Origin of the sequence: Candidatus Enterovibrio escicola, assembly GCF_002464935.1 — a bacterium.
Lineage (GTDB): Bacteria > Pseudomonadota > Gammaproteobacteria > Enterobacterales > Vibrionaceae > Enterovibrio > Enterovibrio escicola.
On sequence record NZ_NBYY01000030.1, the window covers coordinates 21,174 to 40,827 of the forward strand.

Sequence of the window (19,654 nt, forward strand, 5' to 3'; positions counted from 1 at the left end):
AACGATTGGTGAAGGTGATTCCTTTAACCAGATTTCTCGAATACTTGGCGTAGCTCACTCTACTATCAGTCGAGAAATAAATCACCATATCCCAGATAATTTTCATGGCATATACTGTCATTGCCTTATATCAAAACAGGCTAAAGAAACCTGCTACAACACCAAGAACTTGTGTATTTCAGAAAGAACTAAAATGTTCATTCATGAATGTCTCAGCACGCATACGTCACCCAATATGGTTAGCCAAAAACTGGCTCTAAAGCACGATATACTGCTAAGTTAAAGCACGCTTCCCGGTATATAAAATGACAGGGGTAATGGTAGAATTCTCTACAAGGATCTTCCCCATCATGGCACACCCTACAGAATTATAAGGTTATAAATAGATTGCTGAAATCACAGACGCTGATTCCTATTTTTTTAGACCTTATCGGTCAAGTAATCGGAAGCTGAATCAGCAAACCAAGGGTCTGATAGGGTAATTTTTACCCAAGTAAACTGACCTCAACGAGGTCAGTAATAAGGAAATTACCAAGATAGAACATCTGTGCATTTCAGATGACGGAGGGCAATTTAATATCCGTAAAAGTAAGTTTGCACTCGATGTTGATTGGCGATAAGTTAGCGGCACATGTAAGTAGCCTGCATTACTTGGTAGAAACAAAGCAGTCGTGAGTAAAAATAGTAAGGTAAAATGATGAGTATTTATAAAACAGACGACATCCGTATTAGAGACATTAAAGAACTTTTGCCACCGGTAGCAATTTTAGAAAAGTTTCCGGCTACATACAGTGCATCTGAGACTGTGTTTAATGCTCGTCAGACTATTCACGATATCCTAAACGGTAAAGATGACAGATTGTTAGTTATTATCGGCCCGTGTTCTATACACGATCCAAATGCTGCTATTGAATACGGGAAAAAGCTTAACGTATTACGTAAAAAACTAAGCGCTCAACTAGAGATCATCATGCGTGTTTATTTTGAAAAACCACGTACAACAGTAGGATGGAAAGGTTTGATTAATGATCCGTATATGAACAATAGCTTCAAACTCAATGACGGTCTTCGTATGGGTCGTAAATTACTACTTAATATTACGGATATGGGTTTGCCTACCGCGGGTGAGTTCTTAGACATGATCACACCGCAGTATATGGCTGACTTAACCAGTTGGGGGGCAATTGGTGCCCGTACTACGGAATCTCAAGTCCATCGCGAGCTGGCATCAGGTCTATCTTGTCCAGTAGGTTTCAAAAATGGCACCGACGGTAATACAAAAATTGCTATTGACGCCATTCGGTCTGCGGAGTCACCTCATCATTTTCTGTCAGTGACGAAACATGGACATTCAGCAATCGTTAAAACTGCAGGCAACAAAGACTGCCATATTATTCTACGTGGTGGCAAAGAGCAGAACTATTCCGCTAAACATGTATTTGCAGTTTTGGAAGAACTGCATGCAACAAAACTGCGGAAAAAGCTAATGATTGATTGCAGCCATGGAAACAGCTGCAAGGATTATAAACGTCAATCTGTCGTGGTGAATGATGTTGCAAATCAGATTGAAGGTGGGAACAACGCGATTTTTGGCGTGATGATTGAAAGCCATCTGGTAGAAGGTCGTCAAGATTTAGTTAATGGCAAAGCGCTTGTTTACGGTCAAAGTATAACTGATGCATGCCTTGGTTGGGAAGATACCAAGAAGGTATTGCAGCGCCTGACTGATGCTGTTCGTGAGCGTCGCGCATCAAAATAACGATACCATTTTAATTCTTATACTGTCTCTTATCAGAGAAAACATCTTGGATACCTCGTCATTTCATCGTTCATTTTTTATACTTAACCTAGGCGGCGTATAAGAAATGAATTAGGTACCCAAGTCGTGATCTGATCGTTTAAGTCGAACTATTCGTTGCATAAGAATCTTCGGATAAACAATTCAGACGTTGTTTTCACTGATGTCTATCAAACTTTATTTCCTCCTTGGAAAAAATCCCGGATTTCATGTTCCAAAACAAAAAATAAACCTTTTCGCCTTGCATTCAGTGAAATAATGACAATTATTATATCTTCTCATCAATCTAACCTCAGATCTGCATAAGCGCTTGCTTATCAAGCCGAGTTATCTTGATGCTCGGCTTCTTTGGTTGAAATGAATACGCGATGAGCCATACCAACAAGTTGGCCATAAAGCTGATGCAACTACGTTGCTGAAAATGCTTGATTTGGGATATATTTTTAGTTGGTCAAAAACGGTTTCAATAATAAAGCGTTTCCGGAGTATCAGGCGATCCCAAAGTTTCATCATGTTGGGTTTCATATTCTTTTTTACACCCGTTATTAGTGTCACTCCCTTATTTGCAAGTTCCCACTACAATAGATCAGATATATAACCTTTATCTCCGTATAAACACCACAAAGCTCGTCAGACATTTCAGATACAGGCTTTCTATCATCCACGTTAACCGTTGTCACTCAGACTGAGATAATGCCACCTTGGTCATTGATAATAAGGTGTAATTTGAAGCCGTAGAACCACCACATCGTTCCTTTTCCTCGCTTCGCGGTACCTTTAAAAACTTGATGTCTGAAAATACGTAGATTGTAACAAACCTGTAGTTTGGATGAATCAACGAAGGCAATCCCTATCGGCCTTGCCTGACGGTGAGTGTGGTAATAGAAAAGAGAAACCAGAACACCTTGCATGAGCCTGAGCATTTTCATATAACTGACTAATTCAGAAAATTCAGTGGTGAAATAGCAGAAAACAAAGTGGATGTAATAAGTTTTAAAGTCTAGATACCCAGATTGATGGATAGATATCCCTATAGTCATCACTTCGCTAACTAAGAGACGATAAAGTTTGTTTCTTTGTTTGATATCGGAAAGAATGAGGTGTTTTTCCCATGTATGGAGGAAAATCTAGAGAAGTCGTCAACATCGACGAAAACAGCGTCTAAGTTATTCATACTCAAGTACTTATGCGGTCGATAGTTTTTTTCAACGATCAAATCTTGACTTGGGCATTTAGTTCATTTCTTGAGCGCAGCTCAGGTTAGTTATTGGCAATAATGTTGGGAAATCCAATCTCGAATCATCATTTCCGTATCCCTACGTCCCTGACAACCATACTGTCGAGCTACTTTTTCCCAGCCTTGTCGTTGTAACAAGCGCTTCACTAATAGCAGGCACTCAAGGTCGTATGTATACTCTCTATCTCTATTCATTAGCCAATGTTTAAACCAAATAACGAGACTACCAACAACCAGATCATACCCCAACACCCCGTGTGCAAATAACTCAACTTGTCGACGTTCAGGTTTTAACAGCAGCAACGCATCAGCATCCATATTCGTGAATAACATAGCAACGAGACAGGCATCCATATTTTCAAACTGTTCTGATACTTGATATAGGAAATTCGTTGAAAATAACGTAAATATATCATCAAGCCAATGAGGTGCATGGATGAGATATTTCACTAATTGAAGTGAATAGGTACCACTCGCAGCATTTCTCTGGACGCCCATGCGAGCTGGACGATAACCTTTAGATAACCAAAACCGCAAAAGTACTGGCGTTGCACCAAAGCTCGTACCAACCATAAATGTTCCACATGCCTTAGCTATACGTTCTAACGCGGAGATTAAGGCAGATCCTGCGCCTTGTTGTTGACACTGTTTCAACACCGCGACACGAGAAATTCGTAACAGAGGTGATGACAGAACCTCAACAATTCCTGTGTGGAAAGCTAAACTTTGCAAAAGCAAATGCCCTCGTATACGCCTTTTTCCCATCACCACATCAGAAGCCAACGCCATATCATCTCCCCCTTCTTGTTTAGCCAAGAGAGCACCTACCAATATCTTCCCAGAATACGCGCCTAATATGCTCATAGAATCGTCATCAAGTAACGGCATCAAATCGTTAGGCGATGTTTGATAGTGCGTCGAGACAAGAATTCCGAATAACTGACGCAGTAACACTTCATCTTGAATAAGAACATCTTGGTCTATAATACGTATATCAATGTCATTGCAACCTGAAGGAAAAGTAGGCTCCACATCAAACAGAAACGCATCAAATAACCAATTTTCAAGGGGATCTCCTTCCTCCCAACGTACTGGATGAACAAGCTTTATTTCTTTCCAGCCTTTGGTTTTTTCATTCAGTAGAGTACGAAATAGGGTACTGAATGCACGCCCAGTTCCCTCGTAGCCATGTTCAGTTGAGGAGAAACAAATACGGCTATACTTCACGACCATACGATCCAACATTGGCATTGGTATCGCGGCGGCTTCATCGACAAGCAATAAATCACATTTTGGTAGCTCTCGTAATAACGCATCAGGTGCTACAAATTGGAGCACACTATCATTATTAAAGACCAGCCGATACTTGTTTTCACGTCGGCAAGGAACGTTAGCGGCAGCATGCTTAAACACAGTCTCAACATTTGAGATTGTTGGCGACGTCACCAATATCCTTTTCTTACCTGACTGTAGAATTGATTGCGCCACCATCCCCATCGCAGCCGACTTACCACGACCACGATCCGCAATTAACAAAACAGGTCGACGTCGATGTCCACTAAACACATGCTCCACTGCGGCAATCGCTTGTGATTGACATAAGGTAATACCAGCAGATTTTGTTGAGGTTAGGACATTCTTACTACGGATTGTTTCCTCGGTAGAATATCGACAGAATTCTGGTAAATGAACATCACCATCTTCGTTGATATATGCGGTGCTCGGGTGACGGAAAAATCGCATAAACCGCTGATAAAATCGGCTTGGACAAAGAGAAAGATCAGTACCAAGGATAAAGAACAACAAAGCCCCTCCCCTAACACATCCCACTAGTGCACAGAGTTTTTCAACATCCATCCCTTGTCGGATATCAAGCGCAAGCGATCCCGTTTCTTGACCAAGAAACTTCTTTACCTGCCACCATGGCAACGCATCAGAAAGGGTATTGCTCACCAGTGTCACGTTATTGCAGCAATTAATTAATAACAAGGAAAAATCAATGCTGCCTTCTATAAATACTGGGAAGCGGATATGATATTGTGTTGCTGTATTCTGCAGCGTATTGAGGAAAGAGTTGGGAGTCATAGTCATTACCAATACCTGTTATCTATCACTTACATTATGCCGGATTTATGATTAACAAGAAAACTGTAAAAAATATTTATGCAAGTTGTGCTTGAATAAAATCTAAGATTGCTTGAACATCTACATCACTCACTTTCTTCAAGTTAATCGATAGATAATCGCCTTTATGACGATAGTTAGCGCGACCTTTCACAAGATCTACCGCTGACGTGGTATGTTCTACTGGTGACTTCAGTGAAGCATGCCACTGTTCAATATTAATTGTGACTTTGCGAGTGATCCTGCTAACTCCCTGTAAATCTACGGTTTCCCACAGAGGTTCTTGTTCTAACTTAGTAAAAAGTTGGGATTTCTCATCATCCGATAACGAAAAGAAAAGACGATGCAGCTTCACAATAGTCGGACGACCAAGTTCATCTACGCTTGGATAAGCCTGTAACAATTGTAATGGTAATGCCGCCGCTTTCAAGGCTCCGCTGACCAAGGCTTCACTACATAAACAGACTTTTGCAAGTTCTTTTTGGTCGAGTACTTCTTTACGATGAAGCATCGCTTGCATTTCTTTTCCACGTTCAAACAACGACAACGGTTTATGTGCATTGGCGACGTCAGATAGGAATTTAGCATGCTTGCTATTGATACCACTAGCAACGTAAATAAGAAAATCTTTCTTGGTAAAAATACAGGCCATACGACGGCGACTACCATCGAGGACTTCTATCTTGTCACCATCAACCCAGCGGCCAACTGCTGGATATTGTTGACCGTGTTCTCTGAACGTCACCAATATATCTGACAGTGCGAATTCATTGAGGAACGATTGCTCTCGGGCGTTTTCAATAAACACTGACGTTCGAGACACCACTTCTCCTGCAGATACGCAGATCAATTGGAACTCAACGGTCTGCTCACCTGCCACAGCAAGTTCGATAACGGCAGCTTTTTCAGACACAGCTTTCTGCGCCTCCAGCACTGTTGTAGCTCGACGCTTGTCTGCTTTTCCAAACAAAAGCGCATTTAGTTCAGAGGTTTTAATAGCCATTTATCACTCCTGATTGAGTTGCAACCAATGACTGTGAAGTACTCGCTCAAGTTCCAGTCCTGCACGGTAAACGGCTTCTTGTGCGGTAGATAGGGTTTTTTTTCCCCCTTCAAAGTCTTGTGAAGTTAGATCAAATACAGTGCTATAAGTATCGGCACAGGTTTCAAACGCGCGGCTACGAGGAATTGTAGCCATCATAACCTGATCGCTAAGCAGATAGTTCATTTCTGTTAATACTGAGATTTGCTTTTTGTTATCATCTTCGAACATGGTTGGAAGCATGCGTACAAATTCAAGGCCAGACCAATTCTCCGGAAACATCTTATAAACGGTCGGTAAGTGCTGGAAAAAATTTACCGTCGATGTCCAATCTAAACGTTTTGCAGCGCACGGAATGATCAATGCATTTGATGCATACATAGCATTCCACACGAGAGGATCAATGTGAGGTCCGGTATCAATCATAATGATATCGAATTCACTGGAAATAATATCTATAACTTTATTTTTCAGTAATTTAACTAGATTCAACGACCCGTTGATAGCCATATTTTGCCACGCTTCCGCATTGAACATTGCATCTTCTGGAAAGGCAGCTATGGTTTTCAAATTTGGATATTGTGTCGGTAAAAGTACATTCCTCAGCATAAACTCTTTGTCAGCTTTTTGTGGTGTATTTTCAAGCATCACATCAACCGCTGAATATATCCCTTCTTGTTCAGTGACACTGATTAGTGGATTCAGAAAAAGACGCAACGATCCTTGAGGATCAAGGTCAATCAAGCAGATTCGATAGCGCTTTTCAATGTTTAATGCTAAGCAAGCGGCTAAATGCACTACACTCATCGATTTACCAGTCCCTCCTTTCTGATTCTGTATGTTGATAACCCAAGACTTATACTTTGTGGCTTTACCCTCATGAAACGCAGGCATTCGCGCGTGTTCCATAATCTGGTGAGCTTCTTCCAACGTAATGGAATAATGGTTTGCATTGTTCTTTGTGAATTGATGGCCAACTTTTTCCATACGACCAATCGCTTCGTCAAGTTTGCGGCGTGTTAAACCTGAACGTATTTCCATCAGTGCTTTTGACATTGGAGGAAACAATTGGTCATGACGTTCTTCCATCACGATCTCAATACGGTCTGATTGAACTTGTTTCGTTTGCTTTGCAATAGACAGCAGGTTTTGTATCGTCTTATTCCTATTCATATTTCTTTTCGCAACAAAAGAGAATCAAGGCACACTGTACAGCATTTAGAATATTGTTCAATAAAATGCTGAAATAATGGTAAATAATGAGTATTTAGATCACTTTATGACCCGTCAAGGCGTTGTTTCCCAACTATCTGAACTAATTACAATTCCTATGATCAGATCATCATGAAGTTAAGAGAAAGGTGATGATGGGAAAGGCTAAGCACAAGATCAGCAATTAAAAACAATATAATCAACCAGAGAAATTAAGCTAACTTCTGCAGCAATAACCTCATGAGTAGACACATCAACGGCAAGATGCCGTGTGTTCCTCATCAATATTATTGACAGTTTGTAGTCTGTTTATTTTTGCATAAGCAGCTATGCAGATAGTGAAAATGGCAGAGGTTCTTTTCTTCGGAAGGATGATCAAGTTACCGTTATTGCAACACGTAGAATATACGATTAAATTAAATCAAATTAAAACAGTTAGATAGGTGATTTTAATTCGAAAAATAACGATATTTTGTACAAAATTATTTTAATAAATGGAAGTATGTATGTTGAAACCTTGCACATTTTCCTTATCGAAATTACATTGACCGTAGTTTAGCCTCTTCTTGATCATCATTCCTATGTTATTTTATATCTTACTCATCTAAAAGTAAGGTGAGGACATATGTGCTTAATTCCTACCCAGCGCTTTAAATCTAGGCTGTAGAGCCAGAGCTATAGTCAAGTCTTGTGTACAGCTTCCAGAACAGTATCCTGATGATTGACATTTGTTTTATGAATACCATCTCTGAATTTCACACCTTTGATGATATCCACGAGAAATTTAAAGCCTTGCAGGTTACACCAGTTAACCTCAACAGTTCGCATCAGTTTACAGGCCATTTCCAGTGTCGTTTGTAGGTTTCCACAATTCTTGATTTTGTTTGTCCTTAACCTCACCGTTGCAAACATTGATTCAATGGGTTTGTCGTTCGAATATATGTCCAGTGCTCGGTAGGGAAATCGTAAAATGCCAGCATTTCTATTTTGTCTTTGGTCAGGCACTCCGCTGCTTTAGGATATTTAGTACCATATCGTATTTCGAACCGTCTGAAGGCTTTTTGTGCCTCTTGTTGTGTTTACGCCATCCAGATATCGTGAAGAGTTTTTTTCATTCTTGGTTGAACAGATTTTGGAACTTTGTTTAATACATTGCCCATTTTGTGTACCCAGCAGCGCTGATGACGCGTTGTTGACCAATGCTTTGTCACTGCATTCCAAAAACCGAGAGTACCATCACCAATGGCGAGTTCAAGAGCGATACTGATACCTTGGTACGTTACCTCTGACAGAACTTCAAGCCAACGGATCTCTAATTCCCTGTACCCATCGACAACGGTTAAAACTTCCTTGCGGCCGGCATCATCTACGCCGAGGATAATAAGCAGCTAAAGCTTGTCATCCATCCGAACTTTGCAGTAAACACCATCGGCTAAAATGTAGACATACCACCGTCTACTTAGGACGCGCTTACGCCACTGATCATATTCAGCTTCCCACTGCTGCTTAAGTCGAGAAACTCTGTTTGCTAACAACCCCTTAGATTACTTATCTAAGAGCGATTCCAAGGCTGGCTGCATATCGCCCGTGGAAATCCCCCACCGATAGAGCCAAGAGATAAGCTCTTCTATGTTTTTAGTTCGCTTGAGATAGGGTGAAACCAGTGTGTTATTGAACTTGATCTCGCTCCCTGTTCTATCTCGAACTTTTAGGACTTTGACGGTAATGTTAACTAACCCAATTTGTAGGTACCACTCAGGCAAATGGTCATTGCGAACCACTTTCTACTTTCCGTTAGCTTGGAGTGATATAAAATTATCGAGTCAGGATTGAACCTCGGCTTCTATATCTTGAACAAACAACTGCTGTGCGCCTTGTTTCAGCAGTTCATTAAGCGGATTTCCTAGTTTATGAAGCTCGGTAACGTTATTATTATTGCCCATGCGGTGTATTCCTTGTTGGTTGTTGATTAGGCGAGACCAATAAATAGGTTACACCGCATTATTTCCTACCCATACACCAGAAATCACTATAGCTATGTAGAACCCTATTCAACCTTAGATCTGCATAAGCGCTTGCTTATCAAACCTAGTCATCTTGATGCTCGGCTTCTTTGGTTGAAATGAATACGCGATGAGCCCTACCAACAAGTTGGCCATAAAGCTGATGCAACTACGTTGCTGAAAATGCTTGATTTGGGATATATTTTTAGTTGGTCAAAAACGGTTTCAATAATAAAGCGTTTTCGGAGTATCAGGCGATCCCAAAGTTTCATCATGTTGGGTTTCATATTCTTTTTTACACCCGTTATTAGTGTCACTCCCTTATTTGCAAGTTTCCACTACAATAGATCAGATATATAACCTTTATCTCCGTATAAACACCACAAAGCTCGTCAGACATTTCAGATACAGGCTTTCTATCATCCACGTTAACCGTTGTCACTCAGACTGAGATAATGCCACCTTAGTCATTGATAATAAGGTGTAATTTGAAGCCGTAGAACCACCACATCGTTCCTTTTCCTCGCTTCGCGGTACCTTTAAAAACTTGATGTCTGAAAATACGTAGATTGTAACAAACCTGTAGTTTGGATGAATCAACGAAGGCAATCCCTATCGGCCTTGCCTAACGGTGAGTGAGGTAATAGAAAAGAGAAACCAGAACACCTTGCATGAGCCTGAGCATTTTCATATAGCTGACTAATTCAGAAAATTCAGTGGTGAAATAGCAGAAAACAAAGTGGATGTAATAAGTTTTAAAGTCTAGATACCCAGATTCATGGATAGATATCCCTATAGTCATCACTTCGCTAACTATAGAGACGATAAAGTTTATTTCTTTGTTTGATACTGGAAAGAATGAGGTGTTTTTCCCATGTATGGAGGAAAATCTAGAGAAGTCGTCAACATCGACGAAAACAGCGTATAAGTTATTTATACTCAAGTACTTATGCGGTCGATAGTTTTTTTCAACGATCAGATCTTGACTTTGGCATTTAGTTCATTTCTTATGCAAAGCTCAAGTTGGTAAAGCGTTGGCAAATGTGAAAGAGATGAACAAAGTTATAAGACTCAGTATGCCTGTTCGCCAGAAGACAAATTAAGACTGTAAAAAAGATTGGGATCCGTACGTTATAGGCCTGATTTAATCAACAACTCCCCTTGCCGAAGTCAATACAATAATTGCTGGCAAAGGTTGTTACAGCACGTCATTCATAGAACATGGAGAGTCTAAAGGTAGGAATGCCGGAATTTTCAAGCGAAATCATGGGGAAAAATATCGATAGAAGTAGTATAAACTGGTCCTTATATATGTATCATAATTTAGTGAAAAATGCCTTTGGCATAATTAAATTATGTCATTCAATTTCAAGTAGATATGACAGATTTACAAGAATTCAAGTTAGCATAGTATCACGGGCATTTACGTTAATATGGCCACCGTTGTATTGTTGAACGAGTTTTATGCAGCAAAGTTCAACAGACACTAGTAGATCTAGATGACCTACTGAAATCATGATCAAGGGCTGACGCAATCAACTCGCTAGGACTCGGATGTCGGAACAATATCAAGGGTCGTCCAGATTACGATTAATGCCTTTTCAATACTAGATTGAATCCAATAAACTAATATAATAAATCATAATTTCACTGCACAGCAAGGATTTACTAAGTAATATTGAAAGACAACGTACCCTACTTGATCATCGTTTCGATGATCGGACACATATTACCTACCGGCTATAATACGTGGGTTGTAGGTTCAATTTAGAACCTTAGACTTACCACAGAGCATTGATTATACACTCATTTAGTGAAAATTTTATATTTTAATCGGAGTTGCGCACAAGAACTTGAGAATAAATGATTCAGACGCTGTCTTCTCCGATGTCAACGGTTTCTGTCAAGCTTTCCTTCCTATTTTTAGGAGAACATTTAGAAGAACAAATGAATCATGTATTCAATGGGTTCATTATAATTTAAAGGCAATACTCATATTCAATGAATGTACCGATCATTTTATCATAAATTTACTTGACGGAGGGCGCTTGCCAACAATGTGTTTATTCTCGATAAGAGATAGCCTACACATTATAAATGTCCGTGTACCACACTATTATATATATAACAACTTGAAAAGTAAATTGAATTTCTTCTCTCACGACAACCTAATGCGTAAGCATTGATTTTCTTCAATCGAGGCTCCCAAGCATAGTCAAGCCAGCGCTGGTTATTTTTGTTACCCATGAAAGACCATTGCTCATCTACTTCACAGATAAACACCACTTCCTGTACATCAAGAGGGAGTGTGGTTACACAGAGAGTGTAAGTTTCTTAAAACCCTGATAACTGAATTAATACTGATGTGTAGCCCTAGAGAAAAATCTTGGATACGCACATGGTTCATAGCAAGTTCAACAATTTACTCTTTTATCCCCAATTGATAAGCCGTCTATGTATATTCAAGTAGTATGCTTCGATAACATAACTGGAAACGATAGCGGGGGCTCACTACGAACGATAGTATGCTTTTCAACCGTTTCTATGTACTGGTGAAACCACATTTAACGTCAACGTTAACTATAAATGATCTCCATGCAAAAATAGGTATTTTACACGAAGCAAATTCTATTGAATACATGACCTTGTTTAGCATAGTGAAAGTGATATGTTACGATGTTCTTTCCCAGATATCTGAACTAATCGCAATTTCTACGATCAGATCATCATGAAGTTAAGCCGGATGTAGTGATGGGAAAGGAAAAAAAAGCCAAGTACCAGATCAGCAACTGGAAACAATATAATCAAGCATTAGTAAACCGTAGCTCAGTCACTGTTTGGATGAATGACGTTACCATTAAGGCATAGCATTGTCTAAAGCATCACGGTCATCGTAGCCGTGGGTTTATCTTTGTCAATACCTCGATTGAAATAGCACTGATGGTGCAAGGTATTTTCAAACTCCCACTTCGTGAATTAGAAGGCTTTCTCAATTTGGTTTTTACATTGATGAATGTCCCGCTAAAATTCCCTAAATAAACTTGCATTAGTAACCCTTCGAAGACCGTAAAAATTAAGTACCGTTTGCCAAGTCTAAAAGCTGTCACCCACGTCATTTTTTATGCCACAGTCCGAAAGGTATACGGCGAAAGTGAATGGAAAACGCGTAAACACGGGAAGGAAAATCGGCGTATTTAGCGTAAACTTCATCTTGCCGTTGATGTGTCTACTCATGAGGTTATTGCTGCATAAGGTAACCTAGTTTCTATGGGTAACAAGGAGGTTTTATCTACATTGGTTAACCCATTACGACGAAAGATATAGCAAGTCAGTACTGATGGAGCCTATGACACAAAAACATATCACTACGTACTGAAAAATAAAGGAATAACGATTAGTATTCCATCTCGAAGTAACGCGGGCTACTGAGGGAAAAGACATCCTAGATGTTAAGCTATAAAAGCGTTGAAAGAGGACAAACTGGCTGACTGGAAAAGGATAGGGCTTATCATAGACGCTCATTAGCAGGGACAGCAATGTTTCGCTATAAACAGTTGCTCAACCCTAAACTTACTTTTCGTTATTAGAAGGCTTAAGTTGGTGAAGTGTTGACAAATGTAAAAGCGATGAACAAAGTTATAAGACTCGGTATGCCTCTTTACCAACAGACAAATTAAGGCTATAAAAAAATTAGGATCAGTGCGTCATAGCCCTGATTTAATCAACAAAGTCCGTCAGTACGACTTGCAACCAAGTTGTCTACTACTGCAAATATCATGTATCCTAACAGGGTTTGTAACCATGTAAAATTTATTTTTTAGACAGATCTGAGTTTAATTTTATAGTCAAAAATACATTCCTTTGATCATATTTCCGCATACTATTTCCCCTAAAAAGATAAAAATAAGCAGAAACCATAGAAATAGCAGTACTGATAGCTGTGGATAAGTTGTGTGATATCTATGATCATGCTTTCATAGCTTATGATGATCACACTTTCAATCCTTCTATGATCATTGTTTCGCTACATCCATGATCATGCTTTCAGCAATTAATGATCATGCTTCCATCTAATCCATGATCATTGTTTCGAAATCTCATAAGAACATTCGTATATAAATCAATATTTTATACTAAAGACAGTTTCCAGATCATAAGATCATATAATCAATAAGATCATTATTAATCAAATAGATCAATTAATAACAAAACACCAAAAATATATTCCATTATTATTTTTCCCTATGAATTTTATCGGAAAAATGGCTTAATTACGGAAATAGTATGCTGTATAATTATATAAAGTTAATGCAAGGAGCAGTCACAAAATGGCTTTAACTTCCTCGGATAAAATCCTGATCCCAGCTCCTCGATCACACAAGGATGGTCACCTTTTTGAAGTTCATGGGAAATTAATTGACTGGTTACCCCAATACGAACATTTTAAAGGTGTAACTAAAAGTATCCTTGAATTAATTAATCTTATCTCACTCCGAGGTTTTACATCAAAAGACGGTGTAGTATCCACGACGGAATTAATTACGGCCACAGATGGACTTCTTACACGTGCTGCTATTCAGCAACGTTTACGCGCCGCTGTACAAGTAGGCTTGTTTACTCAACAAGGTGTTCGTTTTGAAAAAGGGCTGGCCGGTAAATCCATGCTGCATCGCTTTGTCAATCCAAGTAAATTAATTTCGGTATTAGGTTCAGCAGGTTTACAATCTGAGAAAACTAAGGTGATCGCTAGACAAAAACGCTCCAAAGCGTTAGCTCAAAACCATGTAAATAAGCAATTGCTTAGCGAACATGGCTTAGGTACACCGCCAATTATGCCCGATGAGAAAGATCAAATATTAATTTCTCCTACTAGTTGGGCAGGTATTATCGATCAAGCATTAGCCCCACCACGCACGAAAAGGAACTATCAGAAATCCATGGTCGCGATCAGTGGTACCAAAGCCATTATTGAAACACGATCCTCTAAGTCAATAATGACAGTGGATGATCTCATGACTCTGTTTGCCCTTTTTACGCTTACAGTGCAATACCATGATCATCATTTACCAATCTATGAATTGCAAACGCAACGAATTGGTAACAAAACCCCAGTCTATATAACTGATATTTTGTCCTTACGTGGTAAAAAAGACAGTGGACCTGCTCGTGATTCCATCAGGGAAAGTATAGACAGAATTGAATTTACTGACTTTCAGCTACATGAATTGACAGGACGTTGGTTAAGCAAAAATATGCCTGAAGGCTTCAAAAGTGATCGTTTTCGTTTTATTGCTCGAACAATAACTGCATCTGAAGAGGCACCAAGAGAAGGTTACGATGGTGAAATCCGTATTAAACCTAATCTCTACATTTTAGTATGGGAGCCATCGTTTTTTGAAGAATTAATGACACGAGACTACTTTTTCTTATTTCCTCCTGAAACCCTGCGTCAACACACTTTGGTATTTCAACTCTATAGCCTCTTTAGAAGCCGTATGTCCCGTCGTCTAGAAGATTCCCTAACATTGAGTGATCTCAACCAGAAAATAGCTAGAAACATCGAATGGCGACGTTTCTCCAGTGATTTAGTTCGTGAATTACGAAAATTAGCAAAAAAAGAATCTTTGACTAAAGATGTATTAGCCGTCAACTTATGGGGTTATCACTTGACCGCTTATCGACTTGACGACGATAAAAAATATCCTGATTATCGTTTTGATACTAAATGTAATGTTGATGAAGTGATCCGTTTCTCTCGAGCTAAAACATATAACAAGGGTAAACGCTCCTTAGCACCTACTATGCCGAATCCACTACGTAATGAAATTTTTCCAAAACAAGATCTTGATTATCTTGCTCAAATCATTGATGGCGAGTTTGAACCTATTCAACGAAAAGATAAACGACATGGCCGTCTAGGGCGTCGTGTAAAATTACGTAAGCATTTGGTAGAAATCAACGCGGATGAATTAACCATCACCTTGTCTAAGTATACCTCACCTGAAGCAATGCAGCGAAGCATTGCAGCTCTATCCACTATGACAGGACATCCGGTGGTAACGATCACTGAAGAGTGTCAAAGCTATATGGATAAACTTGATTGGTTGCGTGTCGATGGCGAGATCATGTCGTATGAAACCTTAAGTAGTACTATCGAGTTTTATAATAGCCAATACGATTCAAGGCATCTCTCAATTGAGAGATTAATCTCAGGCCTAGCAGTAAGACGTAAAATTTGTCGTCAAGTGTTTGATGGGCATCTTGATAGTACAGTACTGGTAGTTCTTAATGAGGTCGCCTCTGGCGGATAAGATAATTTTTTTAGAAACTACTGCAATTTGATATCAACAGCTTGTAGCTGATAACTAAACGGTAAGGAATTTAAAAGTTTTTTCTAAAAGCATTGATATCGTATCCCTCTCCTGTAATCCTATTTTTTGACTATTGACTATGATGTTTATAGCTAGATCAAAATAAACTAGCATAATCCACATGTTGATAAAACAAGTTATCAATGGAACAGCACTCTTTCCTTCTAAATGAAGTTGTAAAGGTGTTAGAAGAAGATAAATTGGAGGAGTGAAAAAGGATAGGTTTATCACAAACACTTATTATCAAAGACAGCAATATTTCGCTATAAACAGTTGCTCAGATCTACACTTACTCTTCGTAATTACAATGCTCAAGTTGGGGAATCGCTAGTAAATGTGAGAACAATGAACAAAGTCATAAGACTCGGTATTCCTGTATGCCAGCAGATAAATTAAGACTGTAACAAATATTGGGGTCCGTGCGTTATAAGCCTAATTTAATCAACAATGCCACGCTAAGTCATAAGTGTGGCAGTTAGTATCTGAATTAAGCTATCAAAACAACTAGAAAATGCTCGTTCTCAGCAGTCATCAGTACGTTCAGCTGGAGATCATTCCTAATAGGAATGACGCATTCTATTTCAAGGGGATGTGACAATGAAGTTAAACTCACAAATGCCTTGATCATGATATCAGTAAAGCTCACTGGAACCTACATCTTAAAGTTATTTTGGCATATGTAGTCGATGATTTAGAAGTTACGCTTGAATGACGTCTAACTAGATAATCTTGGTAGGCTGAGCGCATGAGTTCTTAGTGTTTACCTAGCACTTTAAATTTATCCTGTAGAAACCTATCTAACCTGAACTGCGCATAAGCAATGAACTAAATGCCAAACTTTCTTCCCTGCATGGAAAAAATACCTAATTTCTTCTGGTATCAAACAAAGAAACAAGCCTTTTCGCCCCTCAGTTAGCGAAGTGATGACGATAGTGATAGCTTTCCATCAATCGGGGTATCGAGACTTTAAAACCTATTACATCCACTTTAATTGCCTCTACCTGACCAACGAATTTTCTGAATTAACCTCAGACCTGTATAAGCGTGACTTTTTTAAGTTGAACCAGAGTGCTTTTATAAATATGAGGTTAAAAATGGTCACGGATAAAGAGATTACCTTAGCTCAAGCAAGGATCAATTATCGATCTAAGAAATGTTTAGGGTTTAAGTAGCCTGTGGTCATTTTTAAATAAAAGGCATTAGTATCTTGTTTGGATCGTATCGCACTTCAGATCTGAATTTAAGTGTCAGCCTATATTAAATATAAAATTAACTTGTAAATATATTATATTTACTATATCGTAATTTTTTCTTCTTTTTTAAAGAGAGGATATGTTAGCTGTAGGGCAGTCAAATGGTGTGGTTTCACAAATATCTGAACTAATCGCAATTCCTATGATCAGATCATCATGGAGTTAAGCGGGAGGTAATGATGGAACCCATGACACAAGATCGTGTCACCACGTACTAAGGAACAAAAGAATAACCTACAGTATTCCACCTTGAAGAAAGGGGGATCTTAGGAGGAAGGGCATCATTAAAAATGAAGCTTTAAAAGAGGACAAACTGACAGAGTAGAAAAAGGACAGAGGTTATCACAAACGATCACTAGCAGAGACAGCAATGTTTCGCTATAAACAGTTACTTATCCCTAAACTTACTCTGCGTGATTATTAATACTCAAGTTAGTGAAGTGCTGGCAAATATGAGAGTCATGAACAAAGTTATAAGACTAGGTATACCAAGTCAAATATCAAATTTATGTTCGTAGGTATTGAATACCTTTAGTTGAACCAAGATGTTAGGATATGTTGGTATTAAATAGAGTGCTATAATTTGTTGATTTTATGACCATCAAGCACATTGATAGAAACGTGATTTAATAAAGTTTGTTATTTATTGGTGTTATAACCCTTTTTGCCTAAGTTCTATTAGGGGTCGTATGCTACGCACTTTTTATCAATTTATCAGAACATTAATCAGCATCTTCCCTTTATTCTCGACTGAAGGTTATACCGATGAAAAACACTCCAGAGACAAAGTGTTGGTTTTTGCTGCTTCTTCTATGGCAACCGCCTTAAACAAAATTGTCCAAACCTATCAAGACGAAACAGGTCATGTGATTTTACTTTCTTATGCTTCCTCTTCGGCTTTAGCCAGACAACTTGCTTATGGTGCACCCGCAGATATTTTCATTTCAGCGCATGAGAAATGGATGGATTATGCCGTCAAGCAGGGTGTAATCAATGTATCGACACTCACTCCATGGGTAGAAAATTCGTTGGTTGTTGTGGCAGATAATCGTCAATCATTACCATTTAGATTGACTCCTGATAATATGTTAAAGGTCATTGGACAAAGACGGTTGGCTATTGGCGACCCTCGCCACGTACCCTCAGGAATTTATACAAAAGAAGCGTTGGTATCGCTCAATCTATGGAACGCCTTGAAAAATAAATTGGCATTCTCGAATAGTGTTCGTGCGACATTGGCGCTAGTGGAACGTGGTGAAGCACCTCTTGGTATTGTTTACCGATCAGATGCACTCGCATCATCTTTTGTTGAAGTAGTAGCTGTAATCCCTGATGGCACCCATACTCCCATTATATTCCATAAAGCCATAACATGTAATGCCTCTGAATCTACTGTTGCTTTTTTTGAATATCTTACTTCTACTTATGCAAACAGCGTTTTGACTGGAAATGGTTTTATCTTGATTGGGATAAAGAACCAAACTTTTTTACAACACGAATCTTCTCAGAAAAGTTTATGTCTGGAATAAATATAAGAGAAAAAATATAACCCATGTTCTTAACTCCTATTGAATGGCAAGCTTTGATACTCAGCTTAAAAATAGCGCTTGTTTCGGTAACCGTAAGTTTACCCATTGGTATTGTGTTAGCATGGTTTCTTGCGCGGAAGAAATTTGTGGGGAAGTCCTTGCTTAATGGTTTTATTCATTTGCCACTCGTATTACCTCCAGTGGTAACTGGTTACCTGCTTTTAGTCGTAATGGGGCGTCGTGGGATCGTTGGACAATGGTTGTATGATAATTTTGGTGTATCATTCTCGTTTAGTTGGAAAGGTGCAGCATTGGCATCTTCCGTAGTGGCATTTCCACTACTGGTGCATGCTATTAGATTGTCGATTGAATTGGTAGATAGGGAACTAGAAGATGCAGCGCGTATATTGGGTGCGTCTCCATGGCGGGTCTTCTTTTCGATAACTCTACCGTCGATTTATCCTGGTATATTATCTGGGGTGGTTCTGGCATTTGCACGTAGCCTAGGGGAGTTCGGGGCGACGATTACATTCGTTTCAAATATTCCTAGTGAAACCCAAACCATCCCTTTGGCCATGTTCTCTTTTCTTGAAACTCCGAATGCGGAAGAAAGTGTGGCACGCTTGTGTGTAATATCTATTATGATATCGTTAGTTTCACTATTTGGGTCTGAATGGTTGAGTTGTCGAATGAAAAAAATGGGTATGAAATGATCGTACCGCATTTTTAATTAAGCCTATAAATATCTCCTTATCTATCAATAATAAATATCCCCTCGTATTGTATTCAATAGGTTTTTCTTCGTATGAAATACCTATTTTCGTATGGTTCACATACATACTAGTTATACCAAATTGACGTAATTTATTTCTAATTTATCATCTAAAGTTGAAACTAAATGATATTATTTAATTAGTATAAAGACATTTTCTACTAAATAAGGGAGTTGTTGATTAAATCAGGCCTATAATGCACTGATCCCAATCTTTTTTACAGTCTTCATTTGTCTTTTGTTGAACAGCCATACCGAGTATTAGAACTTTATTCAATTACTTTTCAACCTGTTACCAACATCCAATGTGGTA

General features: G+C 38.9%; 10 protein-coding genes and 5 pseudogenes. 8 read left to right on the top strand and 7 right to left on the bottom strand.

Annotated elements, in window-relative coordinates; translation table 11 throughout:
* The first annotated feature begins 4 nt into the window (after nt 1-4).
* Both BTN49_RS21175 and aroG read left to right on the top strand, forming a co-directional pair.
* Entirely contained in the window at nt 5-283 is a 279-nt protein-coding gene (locus tag BTN49_RS21175) for a helix-turn-helix domain-containing protein (protein WP_097357060.1), read from the top strand.
* A gap of 420 nt (nt 284-703) precedes the next feature.
* Nucleotides 704-1,759, top strand: a complete 1,056-nt coding sequence (gene aroG, locus BTN49_RS09840) for a 3-deoxy-7-phosphoheptulonate synthase AroG (protein WP_097357061.1) — start codon at nt 704-706, stop codon at nt 1,757-1,759.
* Nucleotides 1,760-2,090: 331 nt separating this feature from the next.
* On the opposite strand, the pseudogene BTN49_RS22540 reads toward aroG, so the two are convergent.
* From BTN49_RS22540 to BTN49_RS21195, 7 genes and pseudogenes are all read right to left on the bottom strand, one after another.
* A pseudogene (locus tag BTN49_RS22540) lies at nt 2,091-2,972 on the bottom strand (IS982 family transposase).
* A 90-nt stretch (nt 2,973-3,062) separates the two neighbouring features.
* Complete coding sequence (locus BTN49_RS09850) at nt 3,063-5,126, bottom strand: tRNA(Met) cytidine acetyltransferase TmcA (RefSeq protein WP_097357038.1); 2,064 nt, start codon at nt 5,124-5,126, stop codon at nt 3,063-3,065.
* 70 nt (nt 5,127-5,196) lie between these two features.
* Nucleotides 5,197-6,162 (bottom strand): ParB/RepB/Spo0J family partition protein, encoded by a 966-nt coding sequence (locus tag BTN49_RS09855; RefSeq protein ID WP_097357039.1) that lies wholly within the window; start codon nt 6,160-6,162, stop codon nt 5,197-5,199.
* 3 nt (nt 6,163-6,165) lie between these two features.
* Nucleotides 6,166-7,374: a ParA family protein gene (locus BTN49_RS09860; RefSeq protein ID WP_097357040.1), complete on the bottom strand. Its 1,209-nt coding sequence runs from the start codon at nt 7,372-7,374 to the stop codon at nt 6,166-6,168.
* 720 nt (nt 7,375-8,094) lie between these two features.
* Nucleotides 8,095-9,356 (bottom strand): annotated as a pseudogene (locus BTN49_RS09865) (IS256 family transposase).
* Nucleotides 9,357-9,470: 114 nt separating this feature from the next.
* Nucleotides 9,471-10,353: pseudogene (locus BTN49_RS22545) on the bottom strand (IS982 family transposase).
* 1,154 nt (nt 10,354-11,507) lie between these two features.
* Nucleotides 11,508-11,702 carry an IS1 family transposase gene (locus tag BTN49_RS21195; RefSeq protein ID WP_394336677.1) on the bottom strand — a complete coding sequence of 65 codons (195 nt, stop codon included), beginning with the start codon at nt 11,700-11,702 and terminating at the stop codon, nt 11,508-11,510.
* A gap of 465 nt (nt 11,703-12,167) precedes the next feature.
* Between BTN49_RS21195 and BTN49_RS09880 the strand changes: the two are divergent.
* From BTN49_RS09880 to modB, 6 genes and pseudogenes are all read left to right on the top strand, one after another.
* Nucleotides 12,168-13,093: pseudogene (locus tag BTN49_RS09880) on the top strand (IS5 family transposase).
* A gap of 651 nt (nt 13,094-13,744) precedes the next feature.
* Entirely contained in the window at nt 13,745-15,727 is a 1,983-nt protein-coding gene (locus BTN49_RS09885) for a replication initiator protein RctB domain-containing protein (RefSeq protein ID WP_097357042.1), read from the top strand.
* 285 nt (nt 15,728-16,012) lie between these two features.
* A pseudogene (locus BTN49_RS18280) lies at nt 16,013-16,183 on the top strand (IS5/IS1182 family transposase); the annotation flags it as partial.
* Nucleotides 16,184-16,710: 527 nt separating this feature from the next.
* On the top strand, nt 16,711-16,959 hold the full coding sequence (locus BTN49_RS21200) for a hypothetical protein (protein WP_190319268.1): 249 nt from the start codon (nt 16,711-16,713) through the stop codon (nt 16,957-16,959).
* Between the two features lie 770 nt (nt 16,960-17,729).
* Nucleotides 17,730-18,569, top strand: a complete 840-nt coding sequence (modA, locus tag BTN49_RS09895; RefSeq protein ID WP_097357043.1) for a molybdate ABC transporter substrate-binding protein — start codon at nt 17,730-17,732, stop codon at nt 18,567-18,569.
* Between the two features lie 23 nt (nt 18,570-18,592).
* A complete protein-coding gene (gene modB, locus BTN49_RS09900; protein WP_097357044.1) occupies nt 18,593-19,282 on the top strand; it encodes a molybdate ABC transporter permease subunit in 690 nt (229 codons plus the stop codon).
* Nucleotides 19,283-19,654: the final 372 nt, after the last annotated feature.